General features: G+C 67.9%; 15 protein-coding genes. 6 read left to right on the top strand and 9 right to left on the bottom strand.

The window, feature by feature from the left end; genetic code table 11:
• Positions 1 to 107 precede the first annotated feature (107 nt).
• Genes ACFU4Z_RS22095 through alaS form a run of 6 tightly spaced genes read right to left on the bottom strand, consistent with a single transcriptional unit; the run spans position 108 to position 6,691 of the window.
• Positions 108 to 587 (bottom strand): B-4DMT family transporter, encoded by a 480-nt coding sequence (locus ACFU4Z_RS22095; protein WP_379065840.1) that lies wholly within the window; start codon positions 585 to 587, stop codon positions 108 to 110.
• Positions 588 to 641: 54 nt separating this feature from the next.
• Positions 642 to 1,088, bottom strand: a complete 447-nt coding sequence (locus ACFU4Z_RS22090) for a B-4DMT family transporter (protein ID WP_379065838.1) — start codon at positions 1,086 to 1,088, stop codon at positions 642 to 644.
• A 42-nt stretch (positions 1,089 to 1,130) separates the two neighbouring features.
• Positions 1,131 to 1,955, bottom strand: a complete 825-nt coding sequence (locus tag ACFU4Z_RS22085; RefSeq protein ID WP_379065836.1) for a shikimate dehydrogenase — start codon at positions 1,953 to 1,955, stop codon at positions 1,131 to 1,133.
• On the bottom strand, positions 1,945 to 3,450 hold the full coding sequence (gene mltG / locus ACFU4Z_RS22080) for an endolytic transglycosylase MltG (RefSeq protein WP_379065834.1): 1,506 nt from the start codon (positions 3,448 to 3,450) through the stop codon (positions 1,945 to 1,947). Before mltG ends, ACFU4Z_RS22085 begins: the two co-directional genes overlap by 11 nt.
• Positions 3,447 to 4,028, bottom strand: coding sequence for a Holliday junction resolvase RuvX (ruvX, locus tag ACFU4Z_RS22075; protein WP_379065832.1), 582 nt, complete (start codon positions 4,026 to 4,028; stop codon positions 3,447 to 3,449). The genes mltG and ruvX overlap by 4 nt, the downstream gene beginning before the upstream one ends.
• Positions 4,028 to 6,691: an alanine--tRNA ligase gene (alaS, locus tag ACFU4Z_RS22070; RefSeq protein WP_379065830.1), complete on the bottom strand. Its 2,664-nt coding sequence runs from the start codon at positions 6,689 to 6,691 to the stop codon at positions 4,028 to 4,030. Before alaS ends, ruvX begins: the two co-directional genes overlap by 1 nt.
• Positions 6,692 to 7,090: 399 nt before the next feature.
• Here alaS and ACFU4Z_RS22065 point away from each other — a divergent pair, with 399 nt between their 5' ends.
• Entirely contained in the window at positions 7,091 to 7,324 is a 234-nt protein-coding gene (locus ACFU4Z_RS22065; RefSeq protein ID WP_379065828.1) for a hypothetical protein, read from the top strand.
• A 152-nt stretch (positions 7,325 to 7,476) separates the two neighbouring features.
• On the opposite strand, the gene ACFU4Z_RS22060 is transcribed toward ACFU4Z_RS22065, so the two are convergent.
• Positions 7,477 to 8,841, bottom strand: a complete 1,365-nt coding sequence (locus tag ACFU4Z_RS22060) for a replication-associated recombination protein A (protein ID WP_379065825.1) — start codon at positions 8,839 to 8,841, stop codon at positions 7,477 to 7,479.
• A gap of 121 nt (positions 8,842 to 8,962) precedes the next feature.
• Here ACFU4Z_RS22060 and ACFU4Z_RS22055 point away from each other — a divergent pair, with 121 nt between their 5' ends.
• The 3 genes from ACFU4Z_RS22055 (at position 8,963) to ACFU4Z_RS22045 (ending at position 12,437) form a co-directional block, all read left to right on the top strand.
• Positions 8,963 to 10,636, top strand: coding sequence for an alkaline phosphatase D family protein (locus tag ACFU4Z_RS22055; RefSeq protein WP_379065823.1), 1,674 nt, complete (start codon positions 8,963 to 8,965; stop codon positions 10,634 to 10,636).
• A 155-nt stretch (positions 10,637 to 10,791) separates the two neighbouring features.
• Positions 10,792 to 11,139, top strand: a complete 348-nt coding sequence (locus tag ACFU4Z_RS22050; protein ID WP_379065821.1) for a YciI family protein — start codon at positions 10,792 to 10,794, stop codon at positions 11,137 to 11,139.
• A 29-nt stretch (positions 11,140 to 11,168) separates the two neighbouring features.
• Positions 11,169 to 12,437, top strand: a complete 1,269-nt coding sequence (locus ACFU4Z_RS22045) for an RNA polymerase sigma factor (RefSeq protein WP_379065819.1) — start codon at positions 11,169 to 11,171, stop codon at positions 12,435 to 12,437.
• A gap of 76 nt (positions 12,438 to 12,513) precedes the next feature.
• On the opposite strand, the gene ACFU4Z_RS22040 is transcribed toward ACFU4Z_RS22045, so the two are convergent.
• Entirely contained in the window at positions 12,514 to 13,683 is a 1,170-nt protein-coding gene (locus tag ACFU4Z_RS22040; protein ID WP_379065817.1) for a phosphotransferase family protein, read from the bottom strand.
• Between the two features lie 192 nt (positions 13,684 to 13,875).
• Between ACFU4Z_RS22040 and ACFU4Z_RS22035 the strand changes: the two genes are divergently transcribed.
• On the top strand, positions 13,876 to 14,952 hold the full coding sequence (locus tag ACFU4Z_RS22035) for a hypothetical protein (protein WP_379065815.1): 1,077 nt from the start codon (positions 13,876 to 13,878) through the stop codon (positions 14,950 to 14,952).
• Between the two features lie 186 nt (positions 14,953 to 15,138).
• Here ACFU4Z_RS22035 and aspS read toward each other — a convergent pair whose 3' ends face one another.
• Positions 15,139 to 16,956 (bottom strand): aspartate--tRNA ligase, encoded by a 1,818-nt coding sequence (gene aspS / locus ACFU4Z_RS22030; RefSeq protein WP_379065985.1) that lies wholly within the window; start codon positions 16,954 to 16,956, stop codon positions 15,139 to 15,141.
• Positions 16,957 to 17,116: 160 nt separating this feature from the next.
• Between aspS and ACFU4Z_RS22025 the strand changes: the two genes are divergently transcribed.
• On the top strand, positions 17,117 to 18,034 hold the full coding sequence (locus ACFU4Z_RS22025) for a neutral zinc metallopeptidase (protein WP_379065813.1): 918 nt from the start codon (positions 17,117 to 17,119) through the stop codon (positions 18,032 to 18,034).
• Positions 18,035 to 18,136: the final 102 nt, after the last annotated feature.

The raw sequence follows: 18,136 nt of genomic DNA, 5'->3' as shown, positions 1-18,136 counted from the left end.
CACACTGGCGCGGGCCCGACCCTGCTGACACAGCAACACCCCCCCCCCCACACACGCCCCCCACACCGTGGTGTCGCGCCCGACTGCCCCCCCCCTCGATACCCGGGTCAGGCCGGGGTGGGATGCGCGGTGGGTGGCGCGGATTGATGGTCGTTCCGGCGGCCCGCCAGCGCGCGGCCGATCGCAACGCCGAGCAGCGCGGGCACGAAGATCAGCAGGATGATGAACGAGGCGGAGGCGGTCAGCTCGAAGAGCAAGCCATTGTCACCGAGGTCGAAGCGTGGCAGCCAGTCCAGGATCCAGGCGACGAGGCCACTGCCGAGGCCACCGGCCACCGCGGCCTTCAACCATAGGATGGTCAGGTCGGAGCCGCGCTCGGGGTCAGGGTGGGCGACGCGATCCTTGCGACCGTCCAGCACGCCCCAGAACACGACGACGCCGAGCAGGCCGACCAGCGCCAGCATCCGCATCCACCCGCCCTGGGTCGGCCAGTACACCATCGCAAATCCCAGCACGGTACGCAGCACGACAACCAGCGCACCGAGAAGTGTGGCTCGCACCACCCAAGCAATCATGGTCAACACCATAGCCTCGAGTCTGCAAAGGGTCGACCAGTTCACTGACTGCCCGTCGAGCTCAGGTCAAGCGGGAGCGGGCGTGAACTGGTTGGTGGCGACGCGGGCGGAGAGGGCTCGGCCGACACCGACGCCGATGAGGGCGGGGATGAAGATCAGCAGGACGATGAACGACGCGGCTGCGGTGAGTTCGAAGAGCAGGCCGTTGTCGCCGAGATCGAACTTGGGGATCCAGTCCAGCATCCAGGCGCCGAGGCCGCTGCCGAGCCCGGCCGCCGCGGCTGCCTCGAGCCAGACCAGCGCCGGGTCGGTGCCGCGTTCCGGATCGGGCCGGGCCGACCGTCGCCCGTCCAGCACACCCCAGTACAGAACGGCGGACACCAGAACGATCAGGCAGAACAGCCGCATCAACACCCCCCAGGTCGGCCAGTTCACCATCGCGAACCCGAGCATCGTACGCAGGAAAACAACCAGCGCACCGAGCGCCATCGCGCGCAACACCCAAGCATTCATGCCGACACCATAACCCCGACCAGGACAAAACTAGAACCCGTATCAGTTTTCGTAGCCGTCGCTCGCCAATGCCGCCGCCATGTCCGCACGCGGTGCCGGGCAGCCGGTAAACAGCTCGACCTGTCCGTATGCCTGGTTGAGCAGCATCTGCAAACCGCTGACCACCGTGTGTCCTGCGCGCGCCACCGCCTCGGCCAAGGGGGTCGGCCAGGGGTTATAGATCGCATCGAGGACCACCGGGGCCAGCGCAACCGCGTCTGCGATCTCCACGGCCGCCGTAGCCGGGATCGTGCTGACCACGGCACCGGCTCGCTCGCACAGCCCGGCGAGTGCGGCAGGGTCGAAACTGGTCACCGCCGCGTTGATGCCGAGCCGCTCGGCGAGATCGATCATGCCGCTTGCCCGCCCGGCGTCCCTGGCGATGACGGTCACCGTCTTCGCGCCGAGTTCGGCGAGCGCGAGCAGCGCGGGCCGCGCGGTGCCACCCGCACCGAGCACTACCGCCTCGGCCACATCGGTGACACCACCGCCGCGGAGCGCGCCGAGCACGCCATCCACATCGGTGCAGTCAGCCAGCCAGCCTGCGTCGGTGCGGACCAGGGTGTTGGCCGAGCCGACCAGTACCGCCCGCTCGGTGCGCTCGGCGGCGTAAGCGAGCGCGGCCTCCTTACCCGGCATGGTCACCGAGAGCCCGACCCATTCCGGCCCGAGCCCGTCGACCAACCCGGGCAGCTGCTCGGCCGTACATTCGATGCGCTCGTAGCTCCAGTTCAACCCGAGCGCACGATACGCGGCCAGGTGCAGCTGTGGCGATCGCGAGTGTGCGATCGGCTTGCCGAGCACCGCCGCCTTGCGACTATCGGCCACCGTTGTCCTTGGAACTGTCGAGAATGCCGCTGCGCTGCGCCCGTGCGATCAGGCGCAGATGCTCCTGGTAGTCGTCGGTGAACACGGTCGTACCCTGCTTGTCGACGGTGACGAAGTACAGCCACGGCCCCACGTCCGGATTCTCCATGGCACGCAACGCGTTCAACGACGGCGCGGCGATCGGGGTCTTGGGCAGGCCCCGCATCGCGTAGGTGTTCCAGGCGGTCTTCTGGGCGCGGTCGGCGTCGGTGGTCGCCACCTCGGTGCGGTCCAGCAGGTAATTCACCGTCGAGTCGAACTGCAGCATCTGATCGATCTGCAGCCGGTTCACGATCACTCGTGCCACCTTGCCCATATCCTGGGGTTTCGCCTCGCGTTCCACCAACGAGGCGGCGACCAGCGTCTGATAGGGCGTCAGTTTTGTGTCGGCGCCGGACTGCAGCAGTCCGGTGGATTCATAGCTCTTCGCGCTCGCAGTCACCAATTGCCGAAGGATCTGCTCCGGTGTGGCGCTGGGATCGAAATCCCATGTGCCCGCAGCGATCAGACCTTCCAGCTGCCTCGTCCGGTCCGGGCAGTCCTTCACCCCCTGTGCCGCCCACCCGGGCACCCCGAGCGCGGACAGGTCAAGGCTCGCGCCCGCGGCATCGAGCTGTTCGTAGGTCACACACTTCTGGTTGGCACCGATGCCGATGCAGCTGGCCTCCGCGATCTTGCGGTAGATGCCGTCATACCGCCCGTTGGTACTCATATCGTTTTGGTCGTGCAGCAGCCGCCCCTCGGAGACGACCAGGTTGCCGACGCGCGACTCCTTGCCGACCAGTGCTGTCACCGCCTGCATGGCGGGAACGTGGCTCGGTATCGCGTAGTAGCCGGGCTGCACCGCGTTCATGTTCGAATTCCGCACGGCCGCTTCGATGAACGCAGCACTGCTCGCGACAACGCCCTTGGCCACCATCGCATTCGCGATCTGGTTGGAGGTGTCGCCCGGCTGCACCTGCACCACCACCAGCGGTCCGGCCGGTCCCGCGTAATCCTCGGCGGGCCCGAAGGCGGATTTCACCCAGTTGTAGCCTGCGAAGCCCGCGGCGGCGACGAACAGCAGCACGAACACACTTGCGATGGCCCACAGATTCCGCCGACGGCGCTTGCGCTCGGCCGCCTTACGTGACGCGACACGGGTGCCCCGCCGCCGCGATCCACCACGCGAGTTCGCCGACCGCGACTCGGCCGCGCGGGGTTCCGAACGGCGGCCACGTGGCCGCCGTGGCTCCGGCAGTTCCTCGTCGTCATGCTCCGGCGCGGCGCGGCGCGCGCGCTGGCCACCGCCACGGGTCGGCGCCGGCGGCTCCAGCGGCTCCTCGTCGGTGTAGCGCGGGATGACCGTCGTGTCGTCCTCGTAGGCAGCCCAGGCGGCATCGTCTCGCTTATAGCGGCGAGACTCGACCTCACGCTGCCGAAAGCGTTCCTCGGCCTGCGTCCATCGATCCGTCATGCATCGTCCCCGGACGACGCGGGACGCACCGCTCCATGCCGCTGGTGCGGCACTTCAGACGCAGTTTCGACCGACCTCAACACCGCACTCCGTTCGTCCAACCATCCTTGCAGGATCGATACGGCCGCCGCCTGATCGATCACCTGCCGCTGGCCACGCGCGCGAACTCCACTGTCCCGCAATGCACGTGCAGCTGACACCGTAGTCAAACGTTCGTCGGAAAGTCGGATAGGCACGGGGGCAATCGTGGTCCGCAAATGATCCGCGAACGCCATCGCCAGGGTGGCCGCGGCGCCCTTTTCGCCGCGCAATGTGCGCGGCAGACCCACGATGACCTCGACGGCTTCGTATTCCCGCACAATTTCGGCAATTCTGGCTATGTCAGGCGCCAGACCGCCGCCGCGGGGATTCGGCTTGGCTCGAGGGACAGTTTCCACGGGCGTGGCGAGGATGCCGTCCGGGTCGCTGGCGGCGACGCCGATCCGGACACTGCCGACATCGACGGCAATACGCCTACCGCGACCGGGATCGGTCGCCGCGGCGGGCCGTTCGGCGCCGGGACTCTCCGAGTCGGACATCACCCGGCGAGTTCGACCACCCGGGCACGGACCGAAGCTAGGCCGACTTCGATACCCGAGGGATCCGAGCCCGCGCCCTGGGCCATCTCGGGCTTGCCGCCACCGCGTCCGGCGATGCTCGGCCCGAAGCTGCCGACCAGATCGCCCGCCTTGACACCGAGATCCTGGGCGGCCTTGTTGACGGTCACCACGAACGGCACCTTGCCATCGGCGTTGCCGAGCAGCACCACGACGGCCGGGCTGCTGCCGAAGCGGCCACGGATATCGGTGGCGAGCGTGCGCAGATCGCCCGCGGCGACGCCCTCGGGTGCGGCGGCGGCGACAAGCAGCACGCTGCCGACCCGCTCGGCCTCCTCGACGAACTTGCCCGCGGAGGACAGCACAGCGGCGACCTTGGTGCGCTCGAGTTCCTTCTCGGCCGCCTTCAACCGCTCCACCAGCTGCTCGACGCGACCCGGCACCTCTTCCGACGGCACCTTCAGCGACGACGCCACACCGGCGAGCAACGCCCGCTCCTTGGCCAGGTACTTGTAGGAGTCGAGGCCCACGAACGCCTCGACCCGACGCACACCGGAACCGACCGACGACTCACCGAGCAGCGTGATCGGGCCGATCTGCGAGGAATGCTCCACGTGGGTGCCACCGCACAGCTCCATCGAGAACGGGCCGCCGATCTCCACGACGCGCACTTCGTCACCGTAGTTCTCACCGAACAGCGCCATCGCGCCCATCTGCTTGGCCTTGGTCAGGTCGGTGACAAAGGTGTTCACCGGGAAGTCCGCGCCGACCGCGTCGTTGGACACGGCCTCGATGTCGTTCTTCTGCTGCTCGGAAAGCTGCCCCTGCCAATTGAAGTCGAAGCGTAGGTAGCCGGGCTTGTTCAGCGAGCCCGCCTGCACCGCGTTCGGGCCGAGGATCTGGCGCAGCGCGGCGTGCACCATATGCGTGCCGGAGTGGCCCTGGGTGGCGCCACGCCGCCACCCGGGATCGGCCTGCGCGAGCACGATATCGCCCTCGGTGAGCTGGCCCTGCTCGACGGTGGTCTTGTGCACCCACAGCTTCTTGGCGATCTTCTGCACATCGTTCACGCGCAGCTTGACCCCGGCGGCGGTGATCGAGCCGCGGTCGGCGATCTGGCCGCCGGACTCCGCGTACAGCGGGCTGCGATCGAGGATCACCTCGACGTCCTGCCCGACCGTGGCGACGGGAACCCGGACGCCATCGACGATCAACGCCAGCACGTGCGCCTCGGAGGTCAGCTCGTCGAAGCCGGTGAACTCGGTGGCGCCACGGTCGACGAGTTCCTTGTAGACCGACAGGTCGGCGTGCGCGTGCTTGCGGGCCTGCGCGTCGTCCTTGGCGCGCTTGCGCTGCTCGGCCATCAGCGAGCGGAAGCCGTCCTCGTCCACCGCGAGACCGGCCTCGGCGGCCATCTCCAGGGTGAGGTCGATCGGGAAGCCGTAGGTGTCGTGCAGGGTGAAGGCATCCGAGCCCGCAATGGTGTTGCTGCCCTTGGCCTTCACGGCCGCGGCCGTGTTGTCGAACAGGGTCGAGCCGGTGTTCAGCGTCTTGAGGAACGCGGTCTCCTCGCCGACCGCGACGGTCTCGATGCGGCGGAAATCGGTGGCGAGCTCCGGGTAGGACGGGGACATCAGGTCGCTGACGACCTTCATGAACTCGCCCATGACCGGCTTCTCCGCGCCGAGCAGCCGAGCCGAGCGCACGATCCGGCGCAGCAGCCTGCGCAGCACGTAGCCGCGGCCGTCGTTGCCGGGGTTGACGCCGTCGGCGATCAACATGGCGCCGGTGCGAGCATGGTCGGCGATTACGCGGAAGCGCACGTCGTCCTCGTGCGTGACGCCATAGGACCGGCCGGTCAGTTCCTCGGCCTTGTCGATGATCGGGCGCAGTAGATCGGTCTCATACACGTTGTCCACGCCCTGCAGCAGGAACGCGACGCGCTCGACACCCATGCCGGTGTCGATGTTCTTCTTGGGCAGCGGGCCGAGGATCTCGAAATTATCCTTGCCGGTGCCCGCGCCACGCTCGTTCTGCATGAAGACGAGGTTCCAGATTTCGAGATAACGGTCCTCGTCGGCCTCGGGACCGCCCTCGATGCCGTACTCGGGGCCGCGGTCGAAGTAGATCTCCGAGCACGGGCCGCACGGGCCGGGAATGCCCATCGACCAGTAGTTGTCGGCCATGTCGCGGCGCTGGATGCGCTCGGCGGGCACGCCGACCTCGAGCCAGATCTGCTCCGCCTCGTCGTCGTCGAGATAGACGGTGGCCCACAGGCGTCGCGGATCGAAGCCATAACCGCCGTCCTCGACGCTGCCGGTCAGCAGCGACCAGGCGAAGGTGATCGCCTCGCGCTTGAAGTAGTCGCCGAAACTGAAATTGCCCGCCATCTGGAAGAAGGTGTTGTGCCGGGTGGTGACGCCGACATTCTCGATGTCACCGGTCCGCACGCACTTCTGGACGCTGGTCGCGGTCGCGTAGGGCGGAGTCTGCTGCCCGAGGAAGAACGGAACGAACTGCACCATGCCTGCGTTGACGAACAGCAGGTTCGGGTCGGCCAGGATCAGCGAGGCACTCGGCACCTCGGTATGGCCGGCACGGACGAAATGGTCCAGGAAGCGCCGTCGAATCTCGTGGGTCTGCACAGGTATCCAGCCTACCGGTGTGCCGCATCCGAATTTTCAGGGACCGGGGTGGTCGGCGCCATCATCCGCCGATCCCGGCGAACCGGCGACCCCATCAGCGTTCGACCAGGTCCAGCGCGGCCCGCAGCACGGCTGACCCCTTCATCACCTCGCGGGCCTCGCGGGCCACCGACCGCTGCATCGAACGCGCTGATCATCGCCTCGAGGCTGTCGACCTGCATGTTCACCATGGTGAGTCGGGGCAGTGCGGCGGGTTGGAGAGTTTGCGCACGGAGTGCCGGCGCGGTGCGCGTGATGTCGAGGCGGGCCTGGCCGACGGCGGCTCGCGGTCGGCGATGTCGGAATACCCTCCACCCAGCCCGCGGGCGGGTCGGTGACCGGCTCCCGGCGCGGGGCGTAATGCTCCAGGAATACCTGGCCGACGAATTCGCCGCGGGTGCGGACGCTGGTCTTGGCGAAGATCGACTCGAAGTGATCCTGGACGGCGTCAGCGGATACGCCGAGCGCCCTGGCGATGTCTTCGGTGGCGCGGCCTTGGATGCGGAGCAGGGTCACCTGGCATCCGCATGGGCGACAATCCACAGGCGAGAGCGACGACGGGACCCACCTCCTGCGGTGTTGCGGGCTGGATGATCACCGTGGCACGGTCGTCCGCGCCGCCGGCACAGAGGTTGAGTGTTGTCGTCGCCACCGCGAAGTGAGCGGCCGGTTCTGGGACCGCCCCCGATCGAGCAGGGGCGCGCGGCTGGTCGCGGCACGACGACGAGGCCTACGCCACCGTGTGACTAGCCTCGTTTGCCTGCGCGTATGCCCCGGACGATCCGCCGGAGCCGGCCCACCCGAGCCTGGATGTCGCGCTCCACGCCGTGATCGGTCGGGTGGTAGTAGTCGACACCGACCAGTTCGTCCGGCGGATACTGTTGCGCGAGAACACCATCCGGATTGTCGTGCGGGTACTTGTAGCCCTGGGCGTTACCGAGCATCGCGGCGCCCGCGTAATGGCCGTCACGCAGGTGTGGTGGCACCGCGCCCGCCTTGCCCGCGGCGACATCGGCCATCGCCGCGCCGATCGCGCCGATGACGGCGCCCGACTTCGGGGCGGTAGCGAGGTGGATCGTGGCCTGCGCCAAGGCGAGTCGCCCCTCGGGGAGACCGACCAGCTGGACGACCTGGGCTGCGGCGGCCGCGGTCTGCAGAGCGGTGGGGTCGGCCATGCCGATGTCTTCGCTGGCGTGGATCATCAAGCGGCGGGCGATGAAGCGGGGATCCTCCCCCGCACTGAGCATGCGCGCGAGGTAGTGCAGGGCGGCGTCCACATCGGAGCCGCGGATGGACTTGATGAACGCGCTGATCACGTCGTAGTGCTGGTCGCCGGCACGGTCGTAGCGCACGGCGGCCTTATCGATGCTGGCCTCGACGAGATCCACGTCCACAGTGCCGTCCAGAGAGGACTCGGCCGACGCCTCCAGCGCGGTCAGGGCACGGCGGGCGTCGCCGCCCGCGATGCGCACAAGGTGATCGAGCGCGGCATCGGTCACCTTGTACTCGCCGTTGAGGCCGCGCTCATCGCCGATAGCGCGCTCCAGAACCAGCCGGATATCGGCCTCGGTGAGCGACTGCAGCTGCAACACCAGCGAGCGCGACAGCAGTGGCGACACCACCGAGAAGGACGGATTCTCCGTCGTCGCACCGACCAGCAGCACGATCCGGTTCTCCACCGCGGCCAGCAGCGCGTCCTGCTGGGTTTTGGAGAAGCGGTGCACCTCGTCGATGAACAGCACAGTCTGCTCGCCCGCGGTGAGCCTGCGCCGCGCCACGTCGATGACCGCGCGCACCTCTTTCACCCCCGCCGACAGGGCCGACAGCGCCTCGAAGCGCCGGCCGGTGGACTGCGAAATCAGCGAGGCGAGGGTGGTCTTCCCGGTGCCGGGCGGCCCGTACAGCAGCACCGACGCCGCGCCCGACCCCTCGATCAACCGCCGCAGCGGTGACCCAGGGCCGAGCAGGTGCTGCTGGCCGACCACTTCGTCCAGCGAGACGGGCCGCATCCGCACGGCGAGGGGCGCGCCCGCGTCGCGGCGCACCACACTCTCGATGGTGTGCTCCGCCGGCGCGGCATCTCCGGGCACGTCGAACAGGCCTTCGCTCACGCTGAGCAGGTTACCGAGACGCACCGACAACGCCACGGCGCAGCCGTTGCCGCCGATATTCGCCGTGACGCCGGGCGGTCCGATTTGCGTGTCGACCGGACATCGGATGTGATCACTACCCGTGGCTGAAAACACGGTCGTTTCAGACCCTGGCTCCCTCGGATCCCTCGCCCGGCGCACCCTGCTGAAGGGTGGCGCCGCGGCAGCGGCCGCCGCCACCACGCTGGTGGTCGCCGCACCGGCGCGCGGCGCTGCCGAACCGGTGTTCCGGCACGGCGTCGCCTCCGGCGATCCGCTGCCCGACGCCGTGATCCTGTGGACACGCGTCACCGTGTCCGATGCCGCGACACCGGGTTCCGGCGTCGGCGAAGCTGCCGCAGTGCGCTGGGAGGTCGCCGCCGACGAACGGTTCGCCTCGCTCGTCACGGCCGGAACCACCACGGCCACAGCGGATTCCGATCACACAGTCAAGATCGACGTGAGCGGGCTCGCGCCCGGCACCCGCTATTACTATCGCTTCACCGCGTTCGGGGTGACCTCACGGGTCGGGCGCACCCGCACCGCACCCGCCGCCTCGGCCACCCCCGACCGCCTGCGGTTCGGCGTGGTCTCCTGCGCGAACTGGGAGGCCGGATACTTCGGCGCCTACCGGCATTTGGCGGCGCGCACCGATCTCGATGCGGTCGTACACCTCGGCGACTACATCTACGAATACGGGCGCGGCGCGTACGGCGGCCGCAACGGCTCCGTCCGCCCGCACGACCCCGCGAACGAGATCGTCACACTGGCCGACTATCGGATCCGACACGCGCAGTACAAGACCGATCCGGACCTGATGACCCTGCACGCGCTCGTGCCGTTCATCTGCACCTGGGACGATCACGAGTCCGCCGACAACTCCTGGTCCGGCGGCTCCAGCCACCACAACCCCGCTCTGCAGGGCGACTGGCAGGACCGGCGCGCGGCGTCGGCGCGCGCCTACCTGGAATGGATGCCGGTCCGCACCAGCGGCTCCGGCGCCGACGTGCAGATCTACCGGCGGCTGCGTTTCGGCACTCTCGCCGAACTGTCGATGCTCGACCTGCGCAGCTACCGCGATCAGGAGTCCAAGCCCGGCGCGGGCTGGCGCGAGGTGGACAACCCGGCGCGCACCATCACCGGCAAGGCCCAAATGGAGTGGCTCACCGCCGGTTTGGCGTCCGCACCGGTGCGCTGGAAACTGGTCGGCAACTCGGTGATGATCGCACCGCTGGTCTTCCCGCCCCTGGAGCCGGCCACCACCGGGGCCGTCACGACCATGATGGGCGTACCGCAGGCGGGCATTCCGGCCAACAGCGACCAGTGGGACGGCTACACCGCCGACCGGCAGCGGCTGTTCCGCGCGATCACCGACCAGCAGGTCGGCGATGTGGTCTTCCTGACCGGCGACATCCACTCCTCCTGGGCCGCGGACCTGCCCGTCGACGCCGCGAACTACCCGGGCGGACCGACCGTCGGCGCGGAATTCGTCGTCCCCTCCGTCACCTCCTCCAGCCTCGGAGAAATCATGAAGGCGCCACCACGCACGGTCGCGGTTCCGGTGGAGGAGTCGATCAAGAGCGCCAACCACCACCTGCGTTACGTCGAACTGGATTCGCACGGTTACGGCGTGCTCGAGGTCAACCCCGACCAGACCCAGATGGACTGGTTTTATCTCACCGACGTCGCGGACCCTAATTCCGGCGTCCACCACGGCGCCTCCTACGCCGTCCGTTCGGGCGGCCGGATCGAACCGCGTCCGGCACTGCTGCCCTGACGACCGTCGTATCGAGATTCACCCGGCAAGTCGCGATACGCGAACCACGAATCGGGGCAGAATTCTTTCCGACGGTTGTCGATTTCCGTCGAACTCGCTCGTCGGGATGAGTACGGGACCCGAACGGCGGGTCCCGCTACCGAAGGAGCGTTGTCATGAGCCAGTATCTGGTGCTGATCTATGAAGACGAGAATGCCTACGCGACCGCCTCACAGGAAGTCATGGGCGCGGTCTACCAGGACCACGTGACGTTCCAGGAGATCGCGGGCGACGCGCTGCAAGGCGGAAACGCTCTGCAGCCGACCCCCACCGCCACCGCGATACGCAAGAACGGCAACGGCGATTTCACCGTGACCGACGCGCCGTTCGGCGAGGCCAAGGAGGCGCTCGGCGGCTACTACCTGCTCGAGGCTCCTGATCTGGATGCGGCGATCGCGCTGGCCAAGCAGGTGCCCGCCCGATTCGGCGGTGTCGAGGTGCGCCCGATCATGGTGTTCGAATAGACCGAGCGCGGGCAGGGAACGGGCGGTCGATGTCGATCCACCTCCCCGCGGCCGAGCGGGCGGCCGCGGCCGTCGAGCGGGCGCACCGTCGCGAATGGGCCTTCGTGCTCGCCGCGACGGTGCGGCTGGTCCGTGATTTCGATCTGGCCGAGGAGTGTGTGCAGGACGCCTACGCCAAGGCGCTCACGGAATGGGCGGCCGACGGCGTGCCTGCGAAACCCGGCGCCTGGCTCACCACCGTCGCCCGGCGGCGCGGCCTCGATCTGCTGCGCCGCAATTCGACCATGCGGCGCAGCCTGCCGCTGCTGGTCACCGACCACATCGAAGGCGACACAGCCGATCTCGCACTCGCCGCCGTCGACGCCGCCACCGATATCCCCGACGACCGGCTCCGGCTGATCAGCACCTGCTGCCACCCGGCGCTGGCCCGCGAAGCACAGGTGGCGCTCACCCTGCGCCTGGTCTGCGGCATCACCACCGCGGAGGTCGCGCGCGCCTTCCTGCTCAGCGAGCCGACCATGGCGGCGCGAATCACGCGCGCCAAGAAGAAGATCGCGCTGGCAGGCATCCCATACCGGGTACCGTCGGTGCGGGAACTGCCGCAACGCCTCGACGCCATCTGCGCTGTCATCCATCTGCTGTTCACCACCGGCCACACCGCGCCCTCCGGCGATGCGCTCGTCCGTTCCGATCTCGTCGAGCGCGCACTGCAATTGGCGCGGATGATGCACGCGCTCGTGCCCGACGATCCGTCGATGACCGGTCTGCTGGCACTGATCCTGCTCACCGACGCCCGCAGGGCGGCACGCGTGACCGTGGACGGCCAGCTGTGCACTCTCGCACATCAGGACCGTGCCCGGTGGGACCGTGCGGCCATCGCCGAGGGCGTCGCACTGGTGAAACACGCACTGCCGCATACCGACCGGTTCACGCTGCAGGCCGCGATCGCGGCGGTGCACGATGAGGCGCCGAGCTGGGAACAGACCGACTGGCGGGAAATCACCGGCCTGTATGTGCTGCTGCTTCGGGAATGGCCGTCCCCGGTGGTACGCCTGAATTATGCGGTGGCGGTGGGGCTTTCCGGCAATCCGAGCCGCGCGCTCGCCCTACTGGACGATCTTGCCGCCGAGCCCGCCCTGGCCACCTACGGCTACCTCGAGGCCTCTCGCGCGGCGTTCCTCGCCCGGCTCGGCCGGACCGCAGATGCCGTGACGGCCTATGAACGGGCGCTGCTGCTGACCGAGAACACCGTCGAACGCGCCTACCTCGAGAAACGTGCGGCCGAACTCGACCCGTGACCACGGCACCGTCCTCGAAGGCCGGCATGCACCCGGACGAATCCTGTTCGGTCCAGACCCTATTCGGACCGGTCGTTCACTCGGACCAGCGCTCTTCGAGCATGGCCGAGACGTCCTCGGCGAAGTCGCCGACGGCATCGTCACCCGTGCAGCGCGCGTCCTCGGCCAGCGCCGCCCAGCGGTTGATCAACGCCTCCGAGCGCGGCACCGAGAGCCCGTGCTCGCGAGCCGCGGCGATGCGGGCGTGATCCGCGGGCAGGAACCAATAGGTCGACAGCCACACCCAGATCAGTCGGGCCTCCAGGATGCGCTCGGCGAGCACGTCGTCGTCGGCCAATGACTGCCAGACGCCGACGACCTCCGAACGCCACGCCTCGACCATCTGCCGTGCGCGTTCGCGGGAGAGTTCGAAGTCGCACAGGCATCCGGGGAACGACACCAGCGCGTAGGCGATGTCGAGGGTGGCATCGCGGAAACCGCCCCATTCGTAGTCGAGGAACCGCGCGCCCTCTTCGTTCAGGATGACATTGTCCGGGCACAGATCCGACGGACTGAAGGCGCGGTAACGTCCTGCGGAGAACAGGCGGTTACCGCGCACGATCCGCTCGGCGATCTCACCGGGCACCTCGATGCCGAGTTCGCGCTGCAGCATGCCGGGCACCTCGGAGATGGCGGCCTCGGCCTGCTGCGCGATGCCGTCGACCCGGTGCACCACATCGACGCGGCGCAGCAGCGCGACAAAATCTGCTTCGCGCCCAACGGTTGCCGCGTGCATTCTGCCGAGCGCCTGCGCGAAGGCCATCAACCCGTTGCGGATCGCAGGCTCCGAGCCGGACTGCAGTACCGCGGTGATGCTGGCGTTGTCACCGAGGTCGCTGAGAATGAGCAACCGGTCGGGCAGACTGTGCGCGATCAGGTAGGCGCCGGGGCGTTGCTCGCGACTGAGCGCAGTCGTGAACTGGTAGGACACCGCTTCGCGAAGGAACGCGGAGTCGATGCTGGCCACACCCGGCGCTAGTCCTCCGGTGCGGCGATCCTCTGCGGAGCCACGGACCTGCTTGATAATCAGCGTCCGCGGCAACGAAAAGGCGTTCTCTGAAACACGTACGCGTAGGACTGTTGTCCTGCCACTGCCGCTGAGCTCGATCGGATCGCTCAGCTTCACCGGAGCACCCATTCGCTTGGTAAGCAACTGTTGCGCTGCGGACACGACTTCGGCGGCGCGTTCGGCTAATAGTGCGGTCATCGCCATTCAAGCTACTCGCACCGGGTCACTTCTAGCGAGCAGTTACACAACCTTTCCGCGTCGTTCGGCGTGTCTCGGTCGAGGTTGCGGAACGGGCGCTCCTTGCTTGACACCATTGCGCGCGTCCGGTTTTCTCATCGTCAACTGCCGTGCGCCACACCGCAAACCAGTTGCGTCGAAAGGTCTACGACAATGGCCGACACACCGTCTTCCACACCGAACGATCCAGCTGGCGAGTCTCCCGAGCACAGCGGTGGCGAGAAGTTCGCCGCGCAGCCGGGTCAGCACGAGAGCTCCGACCCGCAGTCGCCGGGCACCGGCACCGAGCACGCCCGCCACGAGATGGCGGGTTCCGCCGGGTACCCGCAGTTCGAAGGCCCGGGCGCGGCGCAGTACGGCAGCGAACCGGTGGAGCCACCGCTCGCTGTCGCTCCGATGCCGCAGGCCCCGCCTCCGCAGCAACCGCCTGCGCCGCAGCCGACCTACGGTCCGCCGGGAACCGGTCCGGTGGGTCCGCAGCCCGGCATGATGCCGCCGCCAGGGATGCCACCCTACCCCGGCGCAACGCCGCCACCGCCCAGCATCATGCCGCCACCGCCCGGCGGGCCGCTGCCGACCTACGGCTATCAAGCCGCCGACAACGTCCCGCGCAGTCTCGACGTCGGCAACGCGTTGAGCTACGGCTGGGAGAGGTTCCGGGCGAATCCGCTGCCGTGGCTGGGCACCACCGCGGTCGGCGTACTCATCTATCTCGCGTTCGTCCTCGTCGTCCGGGTCACGAACCCGACGTCCATGCTGCCCGTACTGCTGATCTTCCTGGCCGTGATGGTGGGGATCTGGCTGCTGCAGGCCGCGCTCGTCCGCGGCGCGCTGTATGAAACCGACGGCTACAAACCGGTTTTCGGGTCGTACTTCCACTTCGTGAACGCGGGCAATGTGCTGCTGACCGCGCTGCTGGCGTTCGTGCTCACGGGGATCGGTTTCGCGCTGTGTGTCCTACCGGGGCTCATCGCCGGGTTCCTGTGCATGTTCGCGCTGCATTATGTCGTGGATCAGGATCTTGGCCCGTTTGCCGCGATCAAGGCCAGCGCCACCCTTGTCGTCACCAATGCCGGGCCGGTCCTGTTGCTCGCTCTCGCGGTCATGGTGCTGACCGTCGTCGGCGCGATTCTGTGCGGTCTCGGTTTGTTCATCGCCGCCCCGGTGGCGACGATCGCGGTGACCTTCGCCTACCGCACCCTGACCGGCGGCATGGTCGCGCCGCTCTGACCGCCGGACCGTGCGGTCGCCAGCCAACCAGCGACCGCATTCCCCTGCACCCGCCATGCGTTCAGGACTGATTTGGGTCGGCCGCCACTGCGGGCACTTCCCGGCAGATCCGGCAATTCTGCCTTCTCGACGCGAGAAGTACCCGCTGAGTCCGTCACGGGCACGGGCTGAGCATCAGTCGGCGGACTACTCTGCGGCGGCCCCGCCGGTGGCGGCGTCGCCCTTCGCCTCGGGGGCTATCTTCTTCTCCGGTTTGAAGTCGAGCCCGGCTTCCTTGCGCTGCTGCGGGGTGATCGGCGCGGGCGCGTCGGTCAGCGGGTCGACGCCGCCGCCGGTCTTCGGGAAGGCGATCACCTCGCGGATCGAGTCGAGCCCGGCGAGCAGCGCGGTGATGCGGTCCCACCCGAAGGCGATGCCGCCGTGCGGGGGCGCGCCGAAAGCGAAGGCGTCCAACAGGAATCCGAACTTCTCCTGTGCCTCGTCATGGCTGATGCCCATCACCTTGAAGACGCGCTCCTGGACATCCCTGCGGTGGATACGGATGCTGCCGCCGCCGATTTCGTTGCCGTTGCAGACGATGTCGTAGGCGTAGGCGAGCGCGGAACCGGGATCGGTGTCGAAGGTCTTGATGGACTCCGGCTTCGGCGAGGTGAACGCGTGATGCACCGCCGTCCAGGCCGAATAACCCAGCGCCACATCACCGCTCGCGGTCGCATCGGCCGTCGGCTCGAACATCGGCGCGTCCACGATCCAGACGAAGGCCCACGCGTTCTCGTCGATCAGGCCGACCTTGCGCGCGATCTCCCCGCGGGCCGCACCGAGCAGCGCGCGCTGTGCCTTGGCCGGACCGGCCGCGAAGAACACACAGTCACCGGGCTCTGCGCCGACGTGCTTGGCCAGGCCATCGCGCTCGGACTCGCTGAGGTTCTTGGCGACCGGACCGCCGAGTGTGCCGTCCTCCTGCACCAGCACGTACGCCAGACCCTTCGCACCGCGCTGCTTGGCCCATTCCTGCCAGGCGTCGAGCTGCCGCCGTGGCTGGCTCGCGCCGCCCGGCATCACGACCGCGCCGACGTACTCGGCTTGGAACACCCGGAAGGGCGTGTCCTTGAAGTACTCCGCGCACTCGGTGATCTCGACGCCGAACCGGAGATCCGGCTTGTCGCTACCGAAGCGGCGCATCGCCTCCGCGTAGGTCATGTGCGGAATCGGGAAGGGGATCTCGTAGCCGACCAGCTTCCACAGCGCCGCCAGAATCTCCTCCGCGACCAGGATGACGTCCTCCTGGCGCACGAAGCTCATCTCGAGGTCGAGCTGGGTGAACTCGGGCTGACGATCGGCGCGGAAGTCCTCGTCGCGGTAGCAGCGCGCGATTTGGTAATAGCGCTCGATCCCGCCGACCATCAGCAGCTGCTTGAACAGCTGCGGGCTCTGCGGCAGCGCGTAGAAGCTGCCGGGTTGCAGCCGGGCGGGCACCACGAAGTCGCGAGCGCCTTCCGGCGTCGAGCGGGTCAGCGTCGGGGTCTCCACCTCGACGAATTCGTGGGAAGCCAGCACCGTGCGAGCGGCGGCGTTGACCTTCGATCGCAGGCGAATGGCCTTGCCCGGCGTCTCACGACGCAGGTCGAGGTAGCGGTACTTGAGGCGGGCCTCGTCACCCGGCTGTTCGTCGAGCTGGAACGGCAGCGGGGCGCTCTCGTTGAGCACCTCGAGCTCGGTGACGTTCACCTCGATGGTGCCGGTCGGCAGCTCCGGGTTTTCGTTGCCGTCCGGCCGCGGCTCGACCACGCCGGTGACCCGCACGCAGTACTCGGCGCGTAGCCGGTGTGCCTGCGCGGCGGGCTCGCCCTCACGGAACACCGCCTGGGCCACACCCGACGCATCGCGCAGATCGATGAAGATCACGCCACCATGGTCACGCCGCCGGGCCACCCAGCCGGTGAGGGTGACGGTCTGACCGGCGTGCTCGCTTCGCAGCGAACCAGCCAAGTGGGTGCGCAGCACGGGATTCCTTTCGACGAATGTGACACCGGAAAGGCCACCCGGTGCGGTTGCCATCGTAGTGAGACACATTCCCGGAGTGAAAACCGATATCGCCGGACCCGTGCCAAGCTATACCGGCGGGGTATGACCGAGGCGTACGGACGAGCAGAAAGCGACGGCGATGACCTTCAACGAGGGCATTCAGATCGACCCGGACGCAGTCAGGTCCGGTGGTCCAGGCATGGGTGGCAAGCTTGCCCTCGGCGGCGGCGCGGGCGGTCTCATCTTCCTGGTCATCACACTTCTGCTCGGCGGCGACCCCGGTTCGCTCTTGGGTGAGTTCACTGGCGCGCAGGACCCACAAACCCAGGTCAGTTCCGGCACCCCGGATCGGTGCAAGACCGGCGATGACGCCAACAGGTACGTCGACTGCCGGGTGGCCTTGACCGCGCAGAGCCTCAACGCCGTGTGGTCTGCCGAGTTGCCCAACCAGACCAATAAGAAGTATTCGAAGCCACAAGTAGTTCTCTTCTCCGGCGCGATAGCCACCGCCTGCGGCAACGCGACCTCGGCAGTCGGCCCGTTCTACTGCCCCGCCGACCGCACGGCCTACTTCGACACCAGCTTCTTCCAAGAACTGGTCGACCGCTTCGGCTCGAGCGGCGGACCGCTCGCGCAGGAATATGTCGTCGCTCACGAGATCGGCCATCACATCCAGAACCTTCTCGGCGATATCGGCCGGGCGCAGCGCGATCCGCGCGGGCCCGAGTCCGGCGCGGTTCGCACCGAGCTACAGGCTGACTGCTACGCCGGTATCTGGGCTCACTTCGCGGACAAGCTGCCGGCCCCAGGAAGTAGCCAGCCATTCCTCAAGCCACTGTCGGACAACGACATACGCGACGCGCTTTCCGCCGCCGCAGCGGTCGGCGACGACCGGATCCAGCGTGCCGCCCAAGGCCGTGTCAATCCCGAGGCATGGACGCACGGGGCGTCCGATCAGCGGCAGAAATGGTTCCTCACCGGATACAAGACAGGCCAGGTGCGCGCGTGCGACACCTATTCAGCACCGGACCTGAGCAACCCGCCGAACTTGCGATGACGAAGAGCCGCGACGACAGGGACTATCCCCGCGCCGATGCTACTGTCGTGCCTCTACGATGAAAATTGTCGAAACATGGGGAGGGTCAATGACATTCAACGA

The organism is Nocardia sp. NPDC057440, assembly GCF_042802915.1.
In the GTDB taxonomy this organism is placed as follows: Bacteria; Actinomycetota; Actinomycetes; order Mycobacteriales; family Mycobacteriaceae; genus Nocardia.
Note: the sequence above shows the minus strand (reverse complement) of the source record. Positions and strands in the feature narration are given on the sequence as shown.

What these genes read in the sequence shown, in the direction of transcription:
- ACFU4Z_RS22065 (WP_379065828.1), top strand. Translation starts at nt 7,091, where the DNA reads ATGCTCCAGGAATACCTGGCCGACGAATTCGCCGCGGGTGCGGACGCT.
- ACFU4Z_RS22040 (WP_379065817.1), bottom strand. Translation starts at nt 13,683, where the DNA reads ATGACCGCACTATTAGCCGAACGCGCCGCCGAAGTCGTGTCCGCAGCG.
- ACFU4Z_RS22090 (WP_379065838.1), bottom strand. Translation starts at nt 1,088, where the DNA reads ATGAATGCTTGGGTGTTGCGCGCGATGGCGCTCGGTGCGCTGGTTGTT.
- mltG (WP_379065834.1), bottom strand. Translation starts at nt 3,450, where the DNA reads ATGACGGATCGATGGACGCAGGCCGAGGAACGCTTTCGGCAGCGTGAG.
- ACFU4Z_RS22095 (WP_379065840.1), bottom strand. Translation starts at nt 587, where the DNA reads ATGGTGTTGACCATGATTGCTTGGGTGGTGCGAGCCACACTTCTCGGT.
- ACFU4Z_RS22035 (WP_379065815.1), top strand. Translation starts at nt 13,876, where the DNA reads ATGGCCGACACACCGTCTTCCACACCGAACGATCCAGCTGGCGAGTCT.
- ACFU4Z_RS22025 (WP_379065813.1), top strand. Translation starts at nt 17,117, where the DNA reads ATGACCTTCAACGAGGGCATTCAGATCGACCCGGACGCAGTCAGGTCC.
- ACFU4Z_RS22045 (WP_379065819.1), top strand. Translation starts at nt 11,169, where the DNA reads ATGTCGATCCACCTCCCCGCGGCCGAGCGGGCGGCCGCGGCCGTCGAG.
- ACFU4Z_RS22050 (WP_379065821.1), top strand. Translation starts at nt 10,792, where the DNA reads ATGAGCCAGTATCTGGTGCTGATCTATGAAGACGAGAATGCCTACGCG.
- ruvX (WP_379065832.1), bottom strand. Translation starts at nt 4,028, where the DNA reads ATGTCCGACTCGGAGAGTCCCGGCGCCGAACGGCCCGCCGCGGCGACC.